This window comes from Mesorhizobium sp. B2-7-2 (genome assembly GCF_006440775.1).
Taxonomy (GTDB): Bacteria; Pseudomonadota; Alphaproteobacteria; order Rhizobiales; family Rhizobiaceae; genus Mesorhizobium.
The window spans coordinates 76,364-94,432 of record NZ_VFTZ01000015.1; the positions used below are offsets into that span (position 1 = coordinate 76,364).

At 64.4% G+C, this 18,069-nt stretch carries 16 protein-coding genes; 11 read left to right on the forward strand and 5 right to left on the reverse strand.

Features of this window, described 5'->3' with window-relative positions:
* Positions 1 to 311 precede the first annotated feature (311 nt).
* The gene (locus tag FJ425_RS20370; RefSeq protein ID WP_140725671.1) at positions 312 to 2,276 is read left to right on the forward strand and encodes an acetyl/propionyl/methylcrotonyl-CoA carboxylase subunit alpha; all 1,965 of its coding nucleotides are present in this window, start codon (positions 312 to 314) and stop codon (positions 2,274 to 2,276) included.
* A 303-nt stretch (positions 2,277 to 2,579) separates the two neighbouring features.
* On the opposite strand, the gene FJ425_RS20380 is transcribed toward FJ425_RS20370, so the two are convergent.
* Together FJ425_RS20380 and FJ425_RS20385 are read right to left on the reverse strand one after the other, a co-directional pair.
* Positions 2,580 to 3,701 (reverse strand): ABC transporter substrate-binding protein, encoded by a 1,122-nt coding sequence (locus FJ425_RS20380; RefSeq protein ID WP_140725675.1) that lies wholly within the window; start codon positions 3,699 to 3,701, stop codon positions 2,580 to 2,582.
* A 367-nt stretch (positions 3,702 to 4,068) separates the two neighbouring features.
* A complete protein-coding gene (locus tag FJ425_RS20385) occupies positions 4,069 to 4,335 on the reverse strand; it encodes a sel1 repeat family protein (protein WP_027164869.1) in 267 nt (88 codons plus the stop codon).
* 178 nt (positions 4,336 to 4,513) lie between these two features.
* On the opposite strand from FJ425_RS20385, the gene FJ425_RS20390 reads away from it, so the two are divergent.
* The 6 genes from FJ425_RS20390 (at position 4,514) to FJ425_RS20410 (ending at position 8,787) form a co-directional block, all read left to right on the forward strand.
* Positions 4,514 to 4,702 carry a hypothetical protein gene (locus FJ425_RS20390; protein ID WP_140725678.1) on the forward strand — a complete coding sequence of 63 codons (189 nt, stop codon included), beginning with the start codon at positions 4,514 to 4,516 and terminating at the stop codon, positions 4,700 to 4,702.
* A gap of 68 nt (positions 4,703 to 4,770) precedes the next feature.
* Entirely contained in the window at positions 4,771 to 5,112 is a 342-nt protein-coding gene (locus FJ425_RS20395) for a DUF2147 domain-containing protein (protein ID WP_140546991.1), read from the forward strand.
* Positions 5,113 to 5,454: 342 nt separating this feature from the next.
* Positions 5,455 to 5,589, forward strand: a complete 135-nt coding sequence (locus tag FJ425_RS32370; RefSeq protein WP_281405785.1) for a hypothetical protein — start codon at positions 5,455 to 5,457, stop codon at positions 5,587 to 5,589.
* A 66-nt stretch (positions 5,590 to 5,655) separates the two neighbouring features.
* On the forward strand, positions 5,656 to 5,850 hold the full coding sequence (locus FJ425_RS20400; protein WP_095766908.1) for a hypothetical protein: 195 nt from the start codon (positions 5,656 to 5,658) through the stop codon (positions 5,848 to 5,850).
* Between the two features lie 340 nt (positions 5,851 to 6,190).
* Positions 6,191 to 7,648, forward strand: coding sequence for an AMP nucleosidase (locus FJ425_RS20405; protein WP_246673617.1), 1,458 nt, complete (start codon positions 6,191 to 6,193; stop codon positions 7,646 to 7,648).
* A 128-nt stretch (positions 7,649 to 7,776) separates the two neighbouring features.
* Complete coding sequence (locus tag FJ425_RS20410) at positions 7,777 to 8,787, forward strand: endonuclease/exonuclease/phosphatase family protein (RefSeq protein ID WP_140725794.1); 1,011 nt, start codon at positions 7,777 to 7,779, stop codon at positions 8,785 to 8,787.
* 29 nt (positions 8,788 to 8,816) lie between these two features.
* Here the strand turns inward: FJ425_RS20410 and FJ425_RS20415 are convergent, their stop codons facing one another.
* Positions 8,817 to 9,413, reverse strand: a complete 597-nt coding sequence (locus tag FJ425_RS20415) for a DUF922 domain-containing protein (protein WP_140725681.1) — start codon at positions 9,411 to 9,413, stop codon at positions 8,817 to 8,819.
* A gap of 133 nt (positions 9,414 to 9,546) precedes the next feature.
* Entirely contained in the window at positions 9,547 to 11,226 is a 1,680-nt protein-coding gene (locus tag FJ425_RS20420) for an electron transfer flavoprotein-ubiquinone oxidoreductase (protein WP_140725684.1), read from the reverse strand.
* 251 nt (positions 11,227 to 11,477) lie between these two features.
* On the opposite strand from FJ425_RS20420, the gene FJ425_RS20425 reads away from it, so the two are divergent.
* The 3 genes from FJ425_RS20425 (at position 11,478) to FJ425_RS20435 (ending at position 14,124) form a co-directional block, all read left to right on the forward strand.
* A complete protein-coding gene (locus FJ425_RS20425; protein WP_140636113.1) occupies positions 11,478 to 12,134 on the forward strand; it encodes a hypothetical protein in 657 nt (218 codons plus the stop codon).
* Between the two features lie 46 nt (positions 12,135 to 12,180).
* Positions 12,181 to 13,107: a uracil-DNA glycosylase gene (locus tag FJ425_RS20430; protein WP_140725687.1), complete on the forward strand. Its 927-nt coding sequence runs from the start codon at positions 12,181 to 12,183 to the stop codon at positions 13,105 to 13,107.
* Positions 13,108 to 13,314: 207 nt separating this feature from the next.
* Positions 13,315 to 14,124, forward strand: a complete 810-nt coding sequence (locus FJ425_RS20435) for a helix-turn-helix transcriptional regulator (protein ID WP_140725690.1) — start codon at positions 13,315 to 13,317, stop codon at positions 14,122 to 14,124.
* 97 nt (positions 14,125 to 14,221) lie between these two features.
* On the opposite strand, the gene FJ425_RS20440 is transcribed toward FJ425_RS20435, so the two are convergent.
* Positions 14,222 to 15,169 carry a DMT family transporter gene (locus tag FJ425_RS20440; protein ID WP_140725694.1) on the reverse strand — a complete coding sequence of 316 codons (948 nt, stop codon included), beginning with the start codon at positions 15,167 to 15,169 and terminating at the stop codon, positions 14,222 to 14,224.
* 210 nt (positions 15,170 to 15,379) lie between these two features.
* Here FJ425_RS20440 and pepN point away from each other — a divergent pair, with 210 nt between their 5' ends.
* A complete protein-coding gene (gene pepN, locus FJ425_RS20445) occupies positions 15,380 to 18,025 on the forward strand; it encodes an aminopeptidase N (protein WP_140725697.1) in 2,646 nt (881 codons plus the stop codon).
* Positions 18,026 to 18,069: the final 44 nt, after the last annotated feature.

Sequence of the window (18,069 nt, forward strand, 5' to 3'; positions counted from 1 at the left end):
ATCAACCAGACTGCTCAAGAGACGACTTCGGCAAAGCACTCTCTTGATAAGGGAGTGCTCCACTATGTTGGACGAACGCTGGCCTGGAGAGGCCGGCGGGACAGCGCCCCCCTCTGTCCTGCCCGACATCTCCCCCACAAGGGGGGAGATTGGCAGCTTCGGCGCTGCCGCTCTCCCTATAATGTTGACGATTGGCGAAATCGGCGGCGACGTCCGATCTCCCCCCTCGTGGGGGAGATGTCCGGCAGGACAGAGGGGGGCGCGAAGGAATGCCGTCGTCGCCCGAGACACACCCTGGCTGCGGAGGCTCCATGTTCGGCAAGATCCTGATTGCCAATCGCGGCGAGATCGCCTGCCGCGTCATCCGAACCGCCCGCAGGCTCGGTGTGCGCACCGCCGCCGTCTATTCGGACGCGGATGCCCGCGCTTTGCATGTCGAGATGGCCGACGAGGCCGTGCGTATCGGCCCCTCGCCCGTCGGCGAAAGCTATCTGCGCGGCGACAGGATCGTGGCGGCGGCGCTCGCCACCGGCGCCGAGGCCATCCATCCCGGCTACGGCTTCCTGTCGGAAAACCCCGATTTCGTCGATCAGGCGACGGCGGCAGGCCTTGTCTTCATCGGTCCTTCCGCCGCCTCGATCCGCGCCATGGGATTGAAGGACGCCGCCAAGCGGCTGATGGAAAAGGCCGGCGTACCGGTGGTGCCGGGTTATCACGGCGAAGCGCAGGAAATCGTGCTGCTTGCGTCCAAGGCGCGCGAGATCGGCTACCCGGTGCTGATCAAGGCGCGCGCCGGCGGCGGCGGCAAGGGCATGCGGCGCGTCGACCACCCCGACGATTTCTCGGAGGCGCTTTCAAGCGCGCGTCGCGAGGCAAAGGCGGCGTTCGGCGACGATCGCGTGCTGGTGGAAAAATATGTCGACAAGCCGCGTCACATCGAAGTGCAGGTGTTCGGCGACAATTTCGGCAACGCCGTGCATCTTTTCGAACGCGATTGCTCGGCGCAGCGCCGCCACCAGAAGGTGATCGAGGAGGCGCCCGCCCCCGGCATGACGCCGGCGCTGCGCAAGGCGATGACGGAGGCGGCCGTGAAGGCTGCCAAGGCGATAAATTATTCGGGCGCCGGCACGATCGAGTTCATCGTCGACGCCTCTCAGGGGCTCAAGGCCGACCGCTTCTGGTTCATGGAGATGAACACCCGACTGCAGGTCGAGCATCCCGTCACCGAGATGGTCACCGGCGTCGATCTCGTCGAATGGCAGCTTCGCGTCGCGTCCGGCGAAACGCTGCCGAAGATGCAGAATGAGATCGCTTTGTCCGGCCACGCCTTCGAGGCCCGGCTCTATGCCGAGGACGCCGCGAGAGGGTTCCTGCCGGCGACCGGCACGCTGCATCATCTCAAATTCCACGACGCGGCGCCGGAAGGTGCCGCGATACGCATCGAGACCGGCGTGCGTGCCGGCGATGCGATCTCTCTCTTCTATGATCCGATGATCGCGAAGCTGGTGGCGCACGGCAAGGATCGGGCTGCGGCGCTCGGCACGCTGCGCGAGATGCTGGCGCGGACGGAAGTGGCCGGCTCGACCGTCAACACCGCCTTCCTGGCGGCGCTCGCTGCCGACGCCAATTTCGCTGCCGGCGATGTCGACACCGGGCTGATCGGCCGGCACCAGGCGGCGCTCACCGCCATTCCCCCGCCGAGCGACGAGACGATCGCCGCCGCGGCACTGGCGGCGACGGATACCGGCGTGCCGGGTCCCGCCGCCGACCCCTGGTCCACGCTTTCCAGCTATGCCCATTTCCACCCGCTCTCGCGCCGCACCCGCTTGCGCTATGGCGAGGAGAACATCCTGGCGCGGGTTTCGGCACGCTCGGACGGCCGCTTCCAGGTGGCGCTGGAGGCACCGCATGATGCGGTGAACACGCATGATTTGAGGACCATGCCGCATGCGGCCCGCTGGCCCGGCCATGTCACCGTCTTCGAGGGCGCGGTCGGCTATACGTTCACGGTCCCCGATCCGCTCGCCAAGGCCGACGAGGCGGGAGCCGCCTCAAGCAGCCTGCGCGCGCCGATGCCGGGGCTGGTCAAGCTGGTGCGCGCCGCGGCGGGCGATGCCGTGATCAGGGGCCAGCCGCTTTTGATCCTCGAAGCGATGAAGATGGAGCACATGATCGCCGCCCCGCATGACGGCGTGATCGCCGAGATCGCGGCCGAGGGCGCGCAGGTCAGCGACGGCACGGTGCTGGTGCGGTTTGCGGAGGATGGGCAGGGCTGAAGCGGCTGTTCGATTGTCTCGTTAACGAGACAAAATAATTAGGTATGGCGGGACAGCGCCAGCCTCTGTCCTGCCGGCCATGTCATCCACAAGGGGGGAGATTGGCAGCTTCGCCGATGGCGTTCAGTCCTGCGGCGTTGGCGATTGGCGAAAGCGACATCCGATCTCCCCTAGTGGGGGAGATGTCCGGCAGGACAGAGGGGGGCGCCGTAGAGCGCCAGCCTGCCCTGCACGTCAATGCCGCAGCACAAACGGAAATGGCCGGGCTCGTCCCGGCCATTTCCTTGATTCTTGCAGAACCGATTACGGCTTGATCGGCGCGTATTTGCCGTCGTGCCATTGGTTGATGTCGTAGCTGGCGTTCTTCAGATCGCCCTTCTCGTCGAAGATGACGTCGCCGACCACGGTGCTGATCGGCTTGCCGTCCTTGAGCGCCTCGGCGACCTTGGCCGGATCGTCGGTGCCGGCGCGCTTGACGCCTTCGGCCACAGCCTGGATCACCGCATAGGAGAACAGCGTGAAGCCTTCGGGCGTGAAGCCGCCGGCCTTGATCTTGGCGACCGCGTCCTTCGCTTCGGGCTTGGCCTGCGGGTCCGACGGGAAGACGAACATGGTGCCTTCACCGGCCGGGCCGGCAACCTGCCAGAATTCCGGCGAAGCGATCGAGTCCGGCATGATCAGCTGGAACTTGACGTTCTGCTCGGCCGCCTGGCGCAGGATCAGACCCGCCTCGGGGTGATAGCCGCCGAAATAGACGACGTCGGCCTTCAGTTCCTTCAGCTTGGTGACGAGGGCCGAATAGTCCTTCTCGCCGGCATTGATGCCTTCGTAGTCGACTTCCTTGAGACCGCCGGCATTCATCGTCGCCTTCACGGCGTCGGCGACGCCCTGGCCGTAGGCGCTCTTGTCGTGCAGGACGACAACGTTCTTGCCGGCGTATTTCTTGGCGATCCACGGCCCGATGAAGGCGCCCTGCGCGTCGTCACGCGTGTAGAGGCGCATGATGGTCGGCCAGCCGGCCTTGGCGGCGGCGTCGGTCAGCACCGGGTTGGACGAGGCGGGGCTCATCATCAGCGTGCCGGCTTCGGCATAAACGGCCGAGGCCGGAATGCTGGAGCCAGAGCAGGCATGGCCATCGACGAACTTGACGCCATTGGCGACGATGCGGTTGGCGACCGAGACCGCCTGCTTCGGATCGCACTGGTCGTCCTCGATATCGAGCTTGATCTGGGAGCCGTTGACGCCGCCAGCCGCATTGATCGCGTCGGCGGCCGCCTGCGCGCCCTGCTTGAACTGGTCACCGATGGTGGCGAGCTGGCCGGTCATGGGGCCGACCACCGAAATGGTGATGTCGTCGGCGAAGGCAACCGGGGCGCTCATCATCAGGCCAATAGCGGCCGCGCTCAAAATACCCAATTTTTTCATGACTATAAGAACTCCTCCACTTGCGCGTGCCGATCCGGCCGCGCTTCTTCCACAGAGCCGGGACAATTTCACCCTTCGCCGAAACTGTCGAGAGGACAGTGAGGCCGGCTTTGGTTCATTCCGACGAGGATTTCTTGGGCCACGCGCCTGATTGCCAGGCGTAATGCAAAAAGCCGCGCCGACCTTGTTTCGGTCGGTCGCGGCTTTTGCAGTCGAGCTCCCCAGACGCCCCCGCGCCTGAAACCCGCTCGCTTCCCTGTTCTTGCGTGGCTTCGGTTGTCTCAACCCGCCACATTCTCGTTCTTCTTGACCGGCCGTCTTCTCGCGGCCTTGTCCCAATGAGCTTCTGAGCGCTACGCGCTGGGGATCAGTGCATCGTCATCCATTCGCGGGCTTCGCGCAGCGCCGTGGCGATCTCGACTTTCGACATGGTGGCCGACAGTTCGGAGCGCAGCTCGGCGGCGCGGGCCGAGCCCTTGATCGCGGCGATGTTGAACCATTTATGGGCGGCAACGACATCGGTCTCGCAATCGCGACCGGTCGCATACATCATGCCCAGTTCGAAAAGAATGTCGGCCTGGGCAGTTGCCCCCATGGCGCCGAAGCCGTCCTCAAGCATTTCAAAGCGTGCCATTTCAATCCCCTGTCTGGCTCCCGAGAGCTGCCTCCTTTTCCCTTGGTATCCCTCGGGGCGAGCCGCTCTTTCGATGCTTTCGAGGATGACGGCTGGCCTTGAATCCGTCGTTAAATGGCTTGCTTAATTTGAGGAAAACAAAGCTAAAACAAGAGGTAAACGCGGAAAACTGTTAAGCATGGGAATCCAGCGTTTCAGCCATTTTGCGTCAAATTCGATGAAAATTGCCGGCGGCAGAATCAAGACTTCGCTAACCACGGAAACCGAAGCGTTTTTCGGTCGCATTTATTTTCAGTCGGCCGCGCGGCGAAAATCCTTGCAACCTTCCGTCGCGGCACCGCTTTCGTTTTGGCGGCGGCTGGATTAGCTTTACCTTTGCGTAAGGGGCAGGAAGGCGGACTGGAGCCGCCGCAACCCCATAGGGAGGTGGACAAGATGTTTCGAAAGCTGACTCTGGCCCTGGCGGCCACCTTGATCATGGCGGGCGCCGCATGCGCCGACCCGATCGAAGGCAACTGGAAGACGCAGGCCGGCGACACCGCGGCGATCGGCGGGAGCGGTTCTTTCTCGATCACGCTCAAGACCGGCAAATACGCCGGCAAGACGATCGGCTCGCTGAAGGCGGCCGGCGACAACAAATATGCCGGCAGCATCACCGACCCGGCAAACGACAAGACCTATTCCGGCAAGGCGACGCTCTCGGGCACCGCGCTCAAGATGAGCGGCTGCGTGTTCGGCGGCCTGATCTGCAAAAGCCAGACGTGGCACAAGCTCTGAGCGCCAAACTCCAGACCATACGAGACGGCCAAGGGCGTTTCACCGTTTTGCGAAACGGTGAAACGCCCGATTTCCTTGTTTGACGCAATTCCGGACGGAAAATCGCTCACACTTTTCCTGGAATTGCGTCTTTGTTTGACGCAATCCAGACGGAAAACCGCCCACACTTTTCCTGGAATTGCTCTACACGGCCCGTTTTTTGGAGCGACAGCGCTCCGCCGCGCTGTGGCACCGGCACGCGTGCAAGACCCTCGTCAATCAATTTGAACCGCAGATGAATACCGGTCTCAGAACCGGTTCAGAGGCCGTCAGGCATTTTCTCCCGCATTGAAGGAGAGAGAAATGCTTGCCCGTCGCTTCACCATCGTTTGCCTGCTGATGAGCCTGTTCGGCATGCTCTTCGCCATCCTCGTGGCGGAGGCCGGCCACCCCGTTCGCTCGTGGGAACGGCCGGTGCCCGCATTGTCGGCCTCGTGAACCAAATCGAGCTGTGAAACGACAAAGCTTAGAATCGACCAAGCTGGAAATCGGGATACCACCAAAATGAACCGCATCGCCGACAATGCAACGAAGATCCTCCGGCTGCTGCCGCGGGCGATGCTTATCCTGATGCTGCTGGCAGCCCCGGTGCTGGCGGTGCCGATGATGCGGGCCGATACAAGCCATAGGATCGAAGCGCCGCCGCACAAGAACACCAGCGTAGGCTTCGTGCTGCTGATCAGCCTGCAGCGCGGGTAGATGTGACGATATTCAGGTGAGGCCAGCCTGCGAAACGCGGCTTCCTGCGCTTCCGGTGCTCACGTACGAAAAGTACGCTCCGCTCCGGCCTTCGCCGGCCGAAGCCCTCATAAATGTCTCCGTCCTATGAAGGCTACGGCCGGCGTAGGCCGGTTCTCGGAATCCACCTTTCTCGACTCGGCCTGACCCGAATCTCGTCACACCTTGAATCGGAGCGATAACAAAAAATCTCCAGCTGGGTAGCGGTTCCTGTCCGCTCACCCCTCCCAAGCGCTCTCCTGAGTCTCTATATTGAGCCATGGAAAAGCGAATCTACCCCCAAGCCATCGACTCGGTCGTCATGCCGGAGCCCTTCGGCAAGCAGGACTTCCACGACGCCAGAAAGGCCGTCGCGGCGCTGCAGGCGCTCTACGACCGCAACACCAAATTCCTGCGCGATTCTTTCTCAGCCCTTGCCGCGGGCGGAGATGAAAGCAAGCGCTACCGGGCCTTCTATCCGCAGATCGGCGTCACCACGACCTCGTTCAGCCAGGTCGACTCGCGCCAGGCCTATGGCCATATGCCGACGCCCGGCCATTTCGCCACCACGATCACGCAGCCGCAACTGTTCGAGAACTATCTCATCGAGCAGCTTCGGCTCATCATGCGCAATCACGGCGTGACGGTGACGGTCTCGGAATCGACGACACCCATCCCGCTGCATTTCGCCTTCCTGGAAGGCACCTATGTCGACGGCGCCGCCGCCGAGCGCATCAAGCGGCCGATCCGCGACCTGTTCGACGTGCCCGATCTCGACGGCACCGACGACCAGATCGCCAACGGCACCTTCGAGGTGGCGTTCGGCGAGCCGCGGCCGCTGGCGCCGTTCACCGCGCAGCGCATCGATTATTCGCTCCACCGCATGACGCATTACACGGCGACCAGCCCGCAGCATTTCCAGAACTTCGTGCTGTTCACCAATTACCAGTTCTACATCGACGAATTCGTCGCGCGCGCCCGCGAGTTGATGGCCAATGGCGACAGCGGCTATGTCGAGTTCGTCGAACCCGGCAATGTCGTGACCAGGAACGGGGAGACGGTCCCGGAAGGAACGCCGCCGCACCGCCTGCCCCAGATGCCGGCCTACCACCTGAAGAAGCCGGGCCATGGCGGCATCACCATGGTCAATATCGGCGTCGGCCCGTCCAACGCCAAGACCATCACCGACCATATAGCGGTGCTGAGGCCGCATGCCTGGGTGATGCTTGGCCACTGCGCCGGGCTGCGCAACACGCAGGCGCTGGGCGACTATGTGCTGGCGCATGCCTATGTGCGCGAGGACCATGTGCTCGATGACGACCTGCCGGTCTGGGTGCCGATCCCGCCGCTGGCCGAAATCCAGGTGGCGCTGCAGGAGGCGGTCGCCGAAGTGACGGGACTGTCGGGCTACGACCTCAAGCGCATCATGCGCACCGGCACCGTCGCCACCATCGACAACCGCAACTGGGAGCTGCGCGACCAGCGCGGACCGGTGCAGCGCCTGTCGCAGTCCCGGGCCATCGCGCTCGATATGGAATCGGCCACCATCGCCGCCAACGGCTTCCGCTTCCGCGTGCCTTACGGGACGCTGCTGTGCGTTTCCGACAAGCCGCTGCATGGCGAACTGAAGCTGCCCGGCATGGCGACCGAGTTCTACAAGCGGCAGGTGGCGCAGCATCTCACCATCGGCATCAAGGCGATGGAGAAGCTGGCCGAAATGCCAATGGAGCGGCTGCATTCGCGCAAGCTCAGAAGCTTTTCCGAAACCGCGTTCCAATAGAGCCGCACGCCTGCCAGCGACCGGCGAGGCAATCGGTCGTCTTGCTTGGGCCGCAATTTGGCCGATAACCGGTCCGAACGGAAGACTGGGCTTCGGAGAAAATGACAACGGGCGGCGCGCGCTTGAGCATGATAGCTCAGCTGATAGTCCTGGCGATGATGGCATGCTCGGCTGCGCTCTTGGCCGGGTTCTTCGGCGCGCTGCATCCGGCCTTCGATTCCTTCTCGCATTTCCGCATGCATCTGAGCCTGCTGGCGGCCTTGCTTGCGCTGTTGCTGCTTGCCGGTCCCTACCGGCTGCAGGCCGTCGCCGTTCTGGTCTTCGCCATCGCCTGCTTCGCTACGACGACGGGCGCGCTTCCCAGATTGTCGGCGCAGCAGGCGGTCGCAAAGCCGGCCGACCGGATCACCTACAGCCTGTTGCAGATGAACCTGCGCTTCAACAACCCGACGCCGAAGAAAGTGCTGTCGCTGATCGGCAGGACCAATCCGGACGTCATCACGCTCGACGAAGTGTCCGGCATGTGGGCGAAGGAGCTCGGCTATATTGCCGGCGCCTACCCCTATCGCATCCTGTGCGACTATCCCAACGGCATATTCGGCGTCGCGCTGCTCTCGCGCCGTCCCTTCGCCGCCGGCACCGCGCCAGGTTGCGAGCCGCGCGGCGCGATGGCCACCGCCACGATCGATTTCGGCGGCATTCCGGTCGATGTCGCCGCGATCCATCTCAGCTGGCCATGGCCGCAGGAGCAATACTGGCAGATTGGCGAACTGGCGCAATCGCTGGCCGCGCTCGGAGAAACCGCCATCATGGCCGGCGACTGCAATGCCGTGCCGTGGAGTGTGGCGGCGCGGCGGGTGGCGCGGCTCAGCGGCATGACGCTAATGCCTTCGATCGGTCCGACTTGGATCCACCGCACGCTGCCCGACTTCCTGCGCCGCTATGCGGGCCTGCCGATCGACCAGGTGTTCAGCAAGGGCGGGGTGACGATCCTTTCGTCGGCCCGAATGGAGGACACCGGCTCCGACCATCTGCCGGTGCTGGTCGAATTCACGCTGCGGTCCGATGGCAACGCGCCCGAGGACGAGCACAAGTCGGCGCTGGCGGCGAACGACGCGCCGGTCAAGCCGCGCAGCTGACGTCCGCTTGGTAGGCGAACGGACTGAGTTCAGTTCTTCCCCATCAACGCATTGACCAGTTTTTCGACATGGCCGCCGTCGCGGTGCTCGCGCGCGTCGAAGGCATTCTGCCTGGCCTCGTGGTCGGTATAGATCGTGTCGATGCGACGCCTGGCGTCCCAGCGAAGACCGGTGCAGAACCAGTTGTCCTGCCGCTCGAGCCCGGCGAGCGCCGTCTCGGTTGCCCGCATCATCTGCTTTGCGATGCGGCCATGGGTATGTTCATGCTGGCGCACGCCGGCCATGAAGCGCTCCCAGCGCTTGCGCAGGACCGGACCGGACGAAGACGTGCGGCGCGGAAAGGTGTAGGTCAGGTCGATCGTGCCGGTGGCCTGACGCAGCCGGCAGATGCCATTGTCCCGTTTCACGTCGAGGTTCCAATGCACGGTATAGCCGGTCTCGGCGATGGCGCGCGTCGCATGACCGTGCCGCGGCCCGAGGCCATCCATCGCCTCGATCAGTTCAGCCCCGGTCCTGCCGGCGACGTCGTAACTGCGCACATGCACGGTCAGCTTGGTGCCGGCCGAGGCCGTCCCGCAAAAAAGCATGCCGGCAGCAGCTAAAATCGCCAGGCTGATGCGCCGCATGTCCGCTTCCTCGTTTGACGCGAAGCAGACCATACTCGGCGCCCGGCTTCAACGGTCTCTGCCGATAAGGCGCGGCTACCCGACCTTCGCCGGGCCTGTTGGAGCGGCGGTCGAGACGGCCCGGTCGAGCGGATCACATGCCTTGGTAAACCGGGCCTTCGCCGCCTTGTGGCGGCACCCAGTTGATGTTCCGGTTCGGATCCTTGATGTCGCAGGTCTTGCAGTGCACGCAGTTCTGCGCGTTGATGACGAAGCGCACATCCTTGGCCGACGGGTCAGCTGCGGCGTTGCCGTCCTTGTCCACCCACTCATAAACACCGGCCGGGCAGTAGCGGGTCGAGGGACCGGCAAAGACGTCGTGCTCGGAACGCTGCTGCAGCGCCATGTCGCCGACGATCAGGTGCACCGGCTCGTTTTCCTCATGGTTGGTGTTCGACAGGAACACCGAGGACAGCCGGTCGAAGGTCAGCACGCCATCCGGCTTCGGATAGGCGATCTTCTGGTGCTGGGCGGCGGGCTCGAGCGTCGCATAGTCGGCCTTGCCGTGCTTCAGCGTACCGAAAGGCGAGAAGCCGAACAGCGTGTTCAGCCACATGTCGAGACCGCCGATGCCGACGCCGATAATGGTGCCGAAGCGCGACCACAGCGGCTTGACGTTGCGAACCTTCTTCAGGTCCTTGCCGATGTCGGTGCCGCGCCAGGCTTCCTCGTAGGAAGCGAGCTCGTCATTGGCGCGGCCGCCGGCAATCGCCCCGGCCACATGCTCGGCCGCCAGCATGCCGGAGAGCACCGCATTGTGCGAGCCCTTGATGCGCGGCACGTTGACGAAGCCTGCCGCGCAACCCATCAGCACGCCGCCGGGGAAGGAAAGCTTCGGCACCGACTGCCAGCCGCCCTCGGTAATGGCGCGTGCGCCGTAGCCGATGCGCTTGGCCCCCTCGAAGGTGCCGGCGATCGCCGGATGGGTCTTGAAGCGCTGGAATTCCTCGAAGGGCGACAGATAGGGGTTCTTGTAGTTCAGGTGGACGACGAAGCCGACCGCCACCTGGTTGTCCTCGAGATGGTAGAGGAAGGAGCCGCCGCCGGTCTTCATGTCGAGCGGCCAGCCGAAGGAATGCTGCACGAGACCAGGCTTGTGGTTCTCGGGCTTGACCTGCCAGAGCTCCTTGAGGCCGATGCCATATTTGCCGGGCTCGCGGCCTTCCGAAAGTTTGTATTTGGCGATGAGCTGCTTGGCCAAGGAGCCCCGCGCGCCTTCGCCGATCAGCACATATTTGCCCATCAGCGCCATGCCGGGCGCATAGGCCGGGCCATGCGTGCCGTCCTTCTCGACGCCCATGTCGCCGGTGATGACGCCGGTGACGGCGCCGGCCTCGCTGTAGACGAGGCTTGCCGCGGCAAAACCCGGATAGATCTCCACGCCCAGCGCTTCGGCCTTGGTCGCGAGCCAGCGGCAGACATTGCCCAGCGAGACGATGTAATTGCCGTGGTTGTTCATCAGCGGCGGCATCAGGAAGTTCGGCAGGCGGAAGGAGCCGGCAGGGCCGAGCACCAGGAAGTGGTCCTCCGTCACCGGTGTATTGAACGGATGGCCCTCCTCCTCGCGCCAGCCGGGCAGCAGCCGGTCGATGCCGATCGGGTCGACGACGGCGCCGGAGAGGATATGGGCGCCAATCTCGCCGCCCTTCTCCAGGACGACGACGGAAAGGTCCGGGTTGAGCTGCTTCAGACGGATCGCGGCGGCAAGGCCGGCGGGACCAGCGCCGACGATCACCACGTCGAATTCCATGCTCTCGCGTTCGATTTCGCTCATCGGCCCCTCACTGGCTCGCCATGTTCTCGCATTGTGCTGGCTCATGCGCTGCATAGCGCATCAATTCGCGACGCGAAACCGGCGCTGACGTGACAACAGCGATTTCGACAAAAAGTCGCGGTTTTCCCTACGAAACGGCCGCCGCGCAGGCCATGGCCAAGCATAGGCCAACGCCAATTGGATGGAAGGCCAGGCCGCATCCGCATGTTTTTAATTGTTCGACGGCTTGGTTATCGGCAATACTTTGCACCATGCGCAGTCCAGAGCCAGCCGGCTTTCCCTCGAAGCGCTTACTCTTCACGCCAGGCATGGCTTGGCGTGCGGTTCTTCCGCTCCTCTTTTTGACCCTGCCGGCCTTTTTGACCACGCCAGTCTGGGCCGATCCAGTGAAGGTCTGGGCGACCGGCGCCTATTCCTTCTCCGACGAGCTGGGCGGCTTCCGCATCACCGGCGCTTCGGGCATCGGCACCAAGGAAGACCCGCTGATCATCAAGGAGGAGCTCAACACGGCAACGCCGGTAACGCTGACGATCCGCGCGACCAAGCCGATCGAGCCCTTCGGCAGGGCAGGCGAGGTCGCCAACGGCGTGATGTATATGCGCATCGACGTGCTCAACAACAGCGCGCTGCCCTGGGTGGAGTTCCAGTTCGAGCTGCAGGAGATCCTCGATCAGCCGAGCGTGTTCGGCGACGGCCTGTCCTTCGACCAGCGCAACAAGACGCCCGACAACATCTGGTCGAGCAATTTCGCCGATTTCGAGCGTAAGTTCGAACCTTACGACCAGCTGCTGTTCAAAAACGGCAAGGTCGACCCGCTGAAGACGGCGACCTTCGATTTCCTGGTCACCGACTATACGCCGCGCTGGACGTTTTATATCGTGCAGGACCCGCGCATACCGACGGGCTGACCTGATCCCGGTTGCAAATCGGCGCCGCGCGGATGATGGTGGCGCCATGACCGCCGCTTCCCCCAACGCACCAGCAGAGATCGCCGAACTGCTCGCCTTCTATGCCAGCGCCGGCGTCGACGAGGCGCTTGAAGACGCGCCGGTCAACCGGTTTGCCGAAGCGGCGGCGAAGTCGGCCGAACGCAGGCCTGCCGAGCGGGCGCCAGCCGCGCCGCCTCGCGACCCAAGACCCGAGAGCCGCCCGGCATCCGGGCAGGTCCCGGAGCGGCCCCAGGCGCCCGTGCCGGCAACGCCATCATCCGGCCTCGACGCGCGCAATATTCCCGATGCTCCGGCGCGCATGCCGGCCGCCACCGTCCCCGACGAGGCGCAGGCGCTGCTTGCCCGGCAACTGGCCGCAAGCGCCTCGACGCTCGAGGAACTGCGCCAGCACATGGCCGGCTTCGACGGCTGCAATCTCAAATTCACGGCCAAGAACCTCGTCTTCGCGGACGGCAATCCGAAAGCCGAGCTGATGCTGGTCGGCGAGGCGCCGGGTCGCGACGAGGACCTTGAAGGCCTGCCCTTTGTCGGCCGCTCCGGCCGGCTGCTCGACCGCATGCTCGCCGCGATCGGCCTCAACCGCAACTCGGCCTATATCGCCAACGTTATTCCGTGGCGGCCGCCGGGCAACCGCACGCCGACGCCGCACGAGACCGAAATCTGCCGGCCCTTCATCGAAAGGCAGATCGAGCTGGTCAATCCCAAGGTGCTGGTCAATCTCGGCGGTCCGTCGGCCAAGACGCTACTCAACACGACCGAGGGGATTCTGCGCCTGCGCGGCAACTGGCGGGTGCACACGACCGCTTCCGGGATCGCCATTCCGGCAATGCCGACGCTGCACCCGGCCTATCTCTTGAGAACGCCGGCGCACAAGAAGCTTGCCTGGCGGGATTTTCTCGAGGTGAAGGCGAAGTTGAGGGGGCTGGCGTGAGCATTTTTTCCTTCTCCCCTTGTGGGAGAAGGTGCTCGAAGGGCGGATGAGGGGTGCTCCAGGGAATGCCAGCGTCTCACTCCGCTGGAACACCCCTCATCCGTCTCGGCGCTGCGCGCCGATCCACCTTCTCCCACCAGGGGAGAAGGCGGAGCTATAACCTCCCAGGTAATTGAACTCCGCCCCTCGCCGCCCTACTCCTCTCCCATGACCACATCCGAACCTTCTGCCGGCAGCCTCATCCGCGAATGGCGCACGCGGCGGCGCATGAGCCAGCTCGACCTCGCCATGGAGGCCGATATCTCGCAGCGGCATCTCTCCTTCGTCGAAAGCGGCCGGGCCCAGCCGTCGCGCGACATGGTTCTGCATCTGGCCGAGCAGCTGTCGATCCCGCTGCGCCAGCGCAATCAACTGTTGCTTGCCGCCGGCTTCGCGCCGAGCTTCAGCGAAAAGCCGCTCACCGATGCGACGCTTGCGCCGGCGCTTGCCGCCGTCGAGACGGTGCTCAAGGGCCACGAGCCCTTTCCGGCACTGGCGGTGGACCGGCACTGGAACCTCATTTCCGCAAATGGCGCGATTGCCCCGCTCCTCGCCGATATTTCCGAGCCGTCCCTGCTTACGCCGCCGGTCAACGTGCTGAGGCTCAGCCTGCACCCGGGCGGCGTGGCGCCGCGCATCGTCAATCTGGCGGAGTGGCGCGCACATCTGCTGGAGCGGCTGAAACACCAGAACGACGCCACCGGCGACCCGGTGCTGATTGAGCTGGAGCGCGAATTGCGCACCTATCCGTCGGGCCTGAGGAGCAGCCGGCCCGCACCGGTCGAGCCGAGCGGCATCGTCCATCCGCTACGGCTCGCGCATGGCGATCAGGTGCTGTCCTTCATCAGCACGATCACCGTCTTCGGCACGCCGCTCGACGTCACGCTGTCGGAGCTGGCGATCGAATCCTTCTTCCCTGCGGATGAGCAGACCCGGGCGGTGCTGGTGCGGCTGGCGAAGGAGCGGAGCTCTCAATAGCTCGAAACTAGAAAGGCCGAGGGACAGCACCCCCCTCTGTCCTGGCGGCCAGAGAGGAGTGTAACGGAACTCGGCGCATGAGATTCACGCAACGGAACTATCCCTGCGGCGACGCGGCCGTCCTGGTGCGCGTGCGCTCCAAGCCGAGCTGCCGCTCGCGCCAGATGATGAAAATGCCGGCGGCGACGACGATCACGCCGCCGATTAGCGTGTTGAGAGAGGTGACGTCGCCGAAGACGAAATAGCCGGCGACGACGCCGAGGATCATAGAGGTGTATTCGAACGGCGCCACGACCGAGGCTTCGGCGTGGCGGTAGGCCGCCGTCATCAGGATCTGGCCGAGCCCGCCGCAGAAGCCCGCGAAGACGAGGAGCGCGGCCTGCATCGGCGTCGGGGCCTGCCAGCCGAAGGGCAGCGTGAAGAGCGACAACACCGAAGCCGTCGAGGAGAACCACAGCACGATGGTCGCGGTCTTCTCCGTCTGCACGAGATTGCGCACCAGAAGCATGGCGACCGCCGAAATCGCGGCGGCGATCAGCGCGGCCATGACGCCCAGCAGCTCCTGGTCGTCGAGGCCTTCACCGGAATTGAGCAGCGTCAGCTCGGGCCAGGAGATGATCAGCACGCCGGCAAGACCGACCGCAACCGCGCTCCAGCGGTAGACGCGGATCGTCTCGCCGAGGAAGACCGAGGAGAACACCACGACCAGCAGCGGCTGGGCGTAGTTTAGCGTGATGGCCTCCGGCAGCGGCAGCCTGGTCAGCGCGAAGAAACCGAGCCCCATGGCGCCGACGCCGACGACGCCACGCGCGATATGGTTGAACGGCCGCCTGGTCGTGAACGCGGTGGCGAGCTCACCCTTGAAGGCCAGGAAAGCGATGATCGGGAAGATGGCGAAGAAGGAGCGGAAGAAGACGATCTGTCCGGCGGGCACGTCGCCGGCCGCCTTGATGCAGGTCTGCATGCCAACGAAGACCGTCACCGAGACGATCTTCAGCGTGATGCCGCGCAGCGTGTTGTGGCCGACGGCATGATCGACGGTCATCTTGCCTCGTAAGGATGGTCGGGAAACGAAGCCTCGAAATAGGCCAAGAGCAATTCCAGGAAAAGTGTGTAACGGTTTTCCGTCCGGAATTGCGAAACACAAATTATGCCGCAGTTTTGTCGAGTGGCCGTTTCGTGTAAAGAGCGCGCACTCTCAAAATTCTTGGACCAGCCAGGCCGGCTGGCCGCCTCGACAGGAAAAGCTCAACGAATGCGCACAGATACCGGCCATGTCTTCAAGCTCGAGGACTATCGCCCCTGCGACTATCTCATCCCGAGCACCAGCCTCGACTTCCGCCTGTCGCCGGACGCGACCCATGTGACCGCGCTGCTCACCATCGAGCGACGCGAGGGCATCGCCGCCTCGGCGCCGCTGGTGCTCGACGGCGACGGCCTGACGCTGCTCGGCGTCGCCATCGATGGTCACGCGCTCGCAGCCGGCGAGTATGAGGCGACGCCGGACCGGCTGACGATCCTGAAGCCGCCGGCGGCGCAGCGCTTCGAGCTCCGCCTGGAGACGGAGATCGCGCCTTCGCGCAACGAGGCGCTGATGGGCCTCTACCGCTCCAGCAACGTCTATTGCACGCAATGCGAGGCCGAGGGCTTTCGCCGCATCACTTATTTTCTCGACCGTCCCGATATCCTGTCGGTCTACACGGTGCGCATCGAAGCGCCGCACAACGAGGCGCCGCTTTTGCTTTCAAACGGCAATCCCGTCGAACGCGGCGCGCTCGTCGACGGCCGGCATTATGCAGTCTGGCACGACCCCTTCCCAAAACCCTCCTACCTCTTCGCGCTGGTGGCGGGCGCGCTCGGCAAGGTAGCTGGCAGCTTCACCACCATGTCCGGCCGCGAGGTCGAGCTCGGCATCTATGTCGAGCCCGGCAAGGAACGGCTTGCCGGCTACGCGATGGACGCGCTGAAACGCTCGATGAAATGGGACGAGGAAGCCTTCGGCCGCGAATACGACCTCGACGTCTTCAACATCGTCGCCGTCTCCGACTTCAATATGGGCGCCATGGAGAACAAGGGGCTCAACGTCTTCAACGACAAATATGTGCTGGCCGACGAGGAGACCGCGACTGATGCCGACTTCGCCAATATCGAGGCGATCATCGCGCATGAGTATTTCCACAATTGGACAGGCAACAGAATCACTTGCCGAGACTGGTTCCAGCTTTGCCTGAAGGAAGGGCTGACGGTTTACCGCGACCACGAGTTCTCCGCCGACCAGCGCTCGCGAGCGGTGAAGCGCATCGCCGAGGTGCGCACGCTGCGCGCGCACCAGTTCCCCGAAGACCAGGGGCCGCTCGCGCATCCGGTCAGGCCGCGCCGCTACCGCGAGATCAACAACTTCTACACGGCGACTGTCTACGAGAAAGGCTCGGAAGTGGTGCGCATGATCCGCACCATCCTCGGCGCGGAGACCTTCCGTGCCGGCATGGACCTCTATTTCGAGCGGCATGACGGCGAGGCGGCGACCATCGAGGATTTCCTCAAAGTGTTCGAGGACGTCTCCGGCAGAGACCTCGCGCAATTCGCGCTCTGGTATCACCAGGCCGGCACCCCGAACCTGACGGTGAGTTCCACGCATAATGCGGCGGCAAAGGAGTTCACCCTGGAGATCGAGCAGTCGGTGCCGCCGACGCCGTCGGAAAGCCGCAAGCGGCTGATGCATATCCCTTTAGCCTTCGGGCTGGTCGGCGCCAACGGCAAGCCCATCACCTGGACGGCCGTCGAGGGCGCAACGGTGGATGACGGTGTCATCCATATCCGCAAGCGCCGGCACACGGTGCGCTTCTCGGGTATTTCGCAACGGCCTTCGGTGTCGCTCAACCGCGGCTTCTCGGCGCCGATCACGCTTTCCGTGCAGCAGAAGGCCGACGACCAGTTCTTTCTTGCGGCGCATGACAGCGACGCCTTCGCGCGCTGGCAGGCATTCAACACGCTGCTGACCGACGCGCTGATCGTCGCCTTCCGCCAGATCCTCGGCGGCAGGGAGCCGGCCTTCGCGGCACGGCTCGCCGAGCTTGCCGGCAGGATCGCCGGCGACGAGGCGCTGGAGCCGGCCTACCGGGCACTGGCGCTGTCGCTGCCCGGCGAAGCCGACATCGCCCGCGACATCGGCAAGGGCATCGATCCAGACGCCATCTTTGCCGCGCGCGAGGCGCTGGCGCGGGCGATCGCCGAGGCAAATGGCGAGACCTTCGCGGCGCTCCATGACCGGCTTGCCGACAACGGGCCGTTCAGTCCGGACGCGGCGAGCGCCGGACGCCGGGCCCTGCGCAACACCCTGCTCGATTATCTTTCGCTGCTGCCGGGCGGCGCGGGCCTCGCCGCGCGGCACTTCACCGCCGCCACCAATATGACCGACCGCGCCGCGGCGCTCGCCGTGCTGGCGCATCGCCATTCGGGGACGGCCGAGGCCGAAGAAGCGCTAGCCGCCTTCGAGGCCCGCTATCGCGGCGACGCGCTGGTGCTCGACAAATGGTTCCAGATCCAGGCCGGCGTGCCCGGCGCAAGGACCGTCGAGAAAGTGCGCGGGCTCACGCAGCATCCGGCTTTCTCGATCGCCAACCCGAACCGGGTGCGTTCGTTAATCGGCACCTTCTCCAGCGCCAACCAGACCGGCTTCCACCGCCCCGACGGCGAAGGTTACCGTTTCTTCGCCGAGACGGTGCTGGAAGTGGAGAAGCGCAACCCGCAAGTGGCGGCGCGGTTGGCCACGGCGCTACGCTCCTGGCGCTCGCTGGAGCCTGGACGTCAGGCCAAGGCCAGGCAGGCGCTGCTCGACATGGCGAAGGTCGAGAACCTGTCGGCGGATCTGCGGGATATTGTGGAGCGAACGCTGGCGTAGCGCCTTTTGCCTTCTCCCCTTGTGGGAGAAGGTGTCGCCGAAGG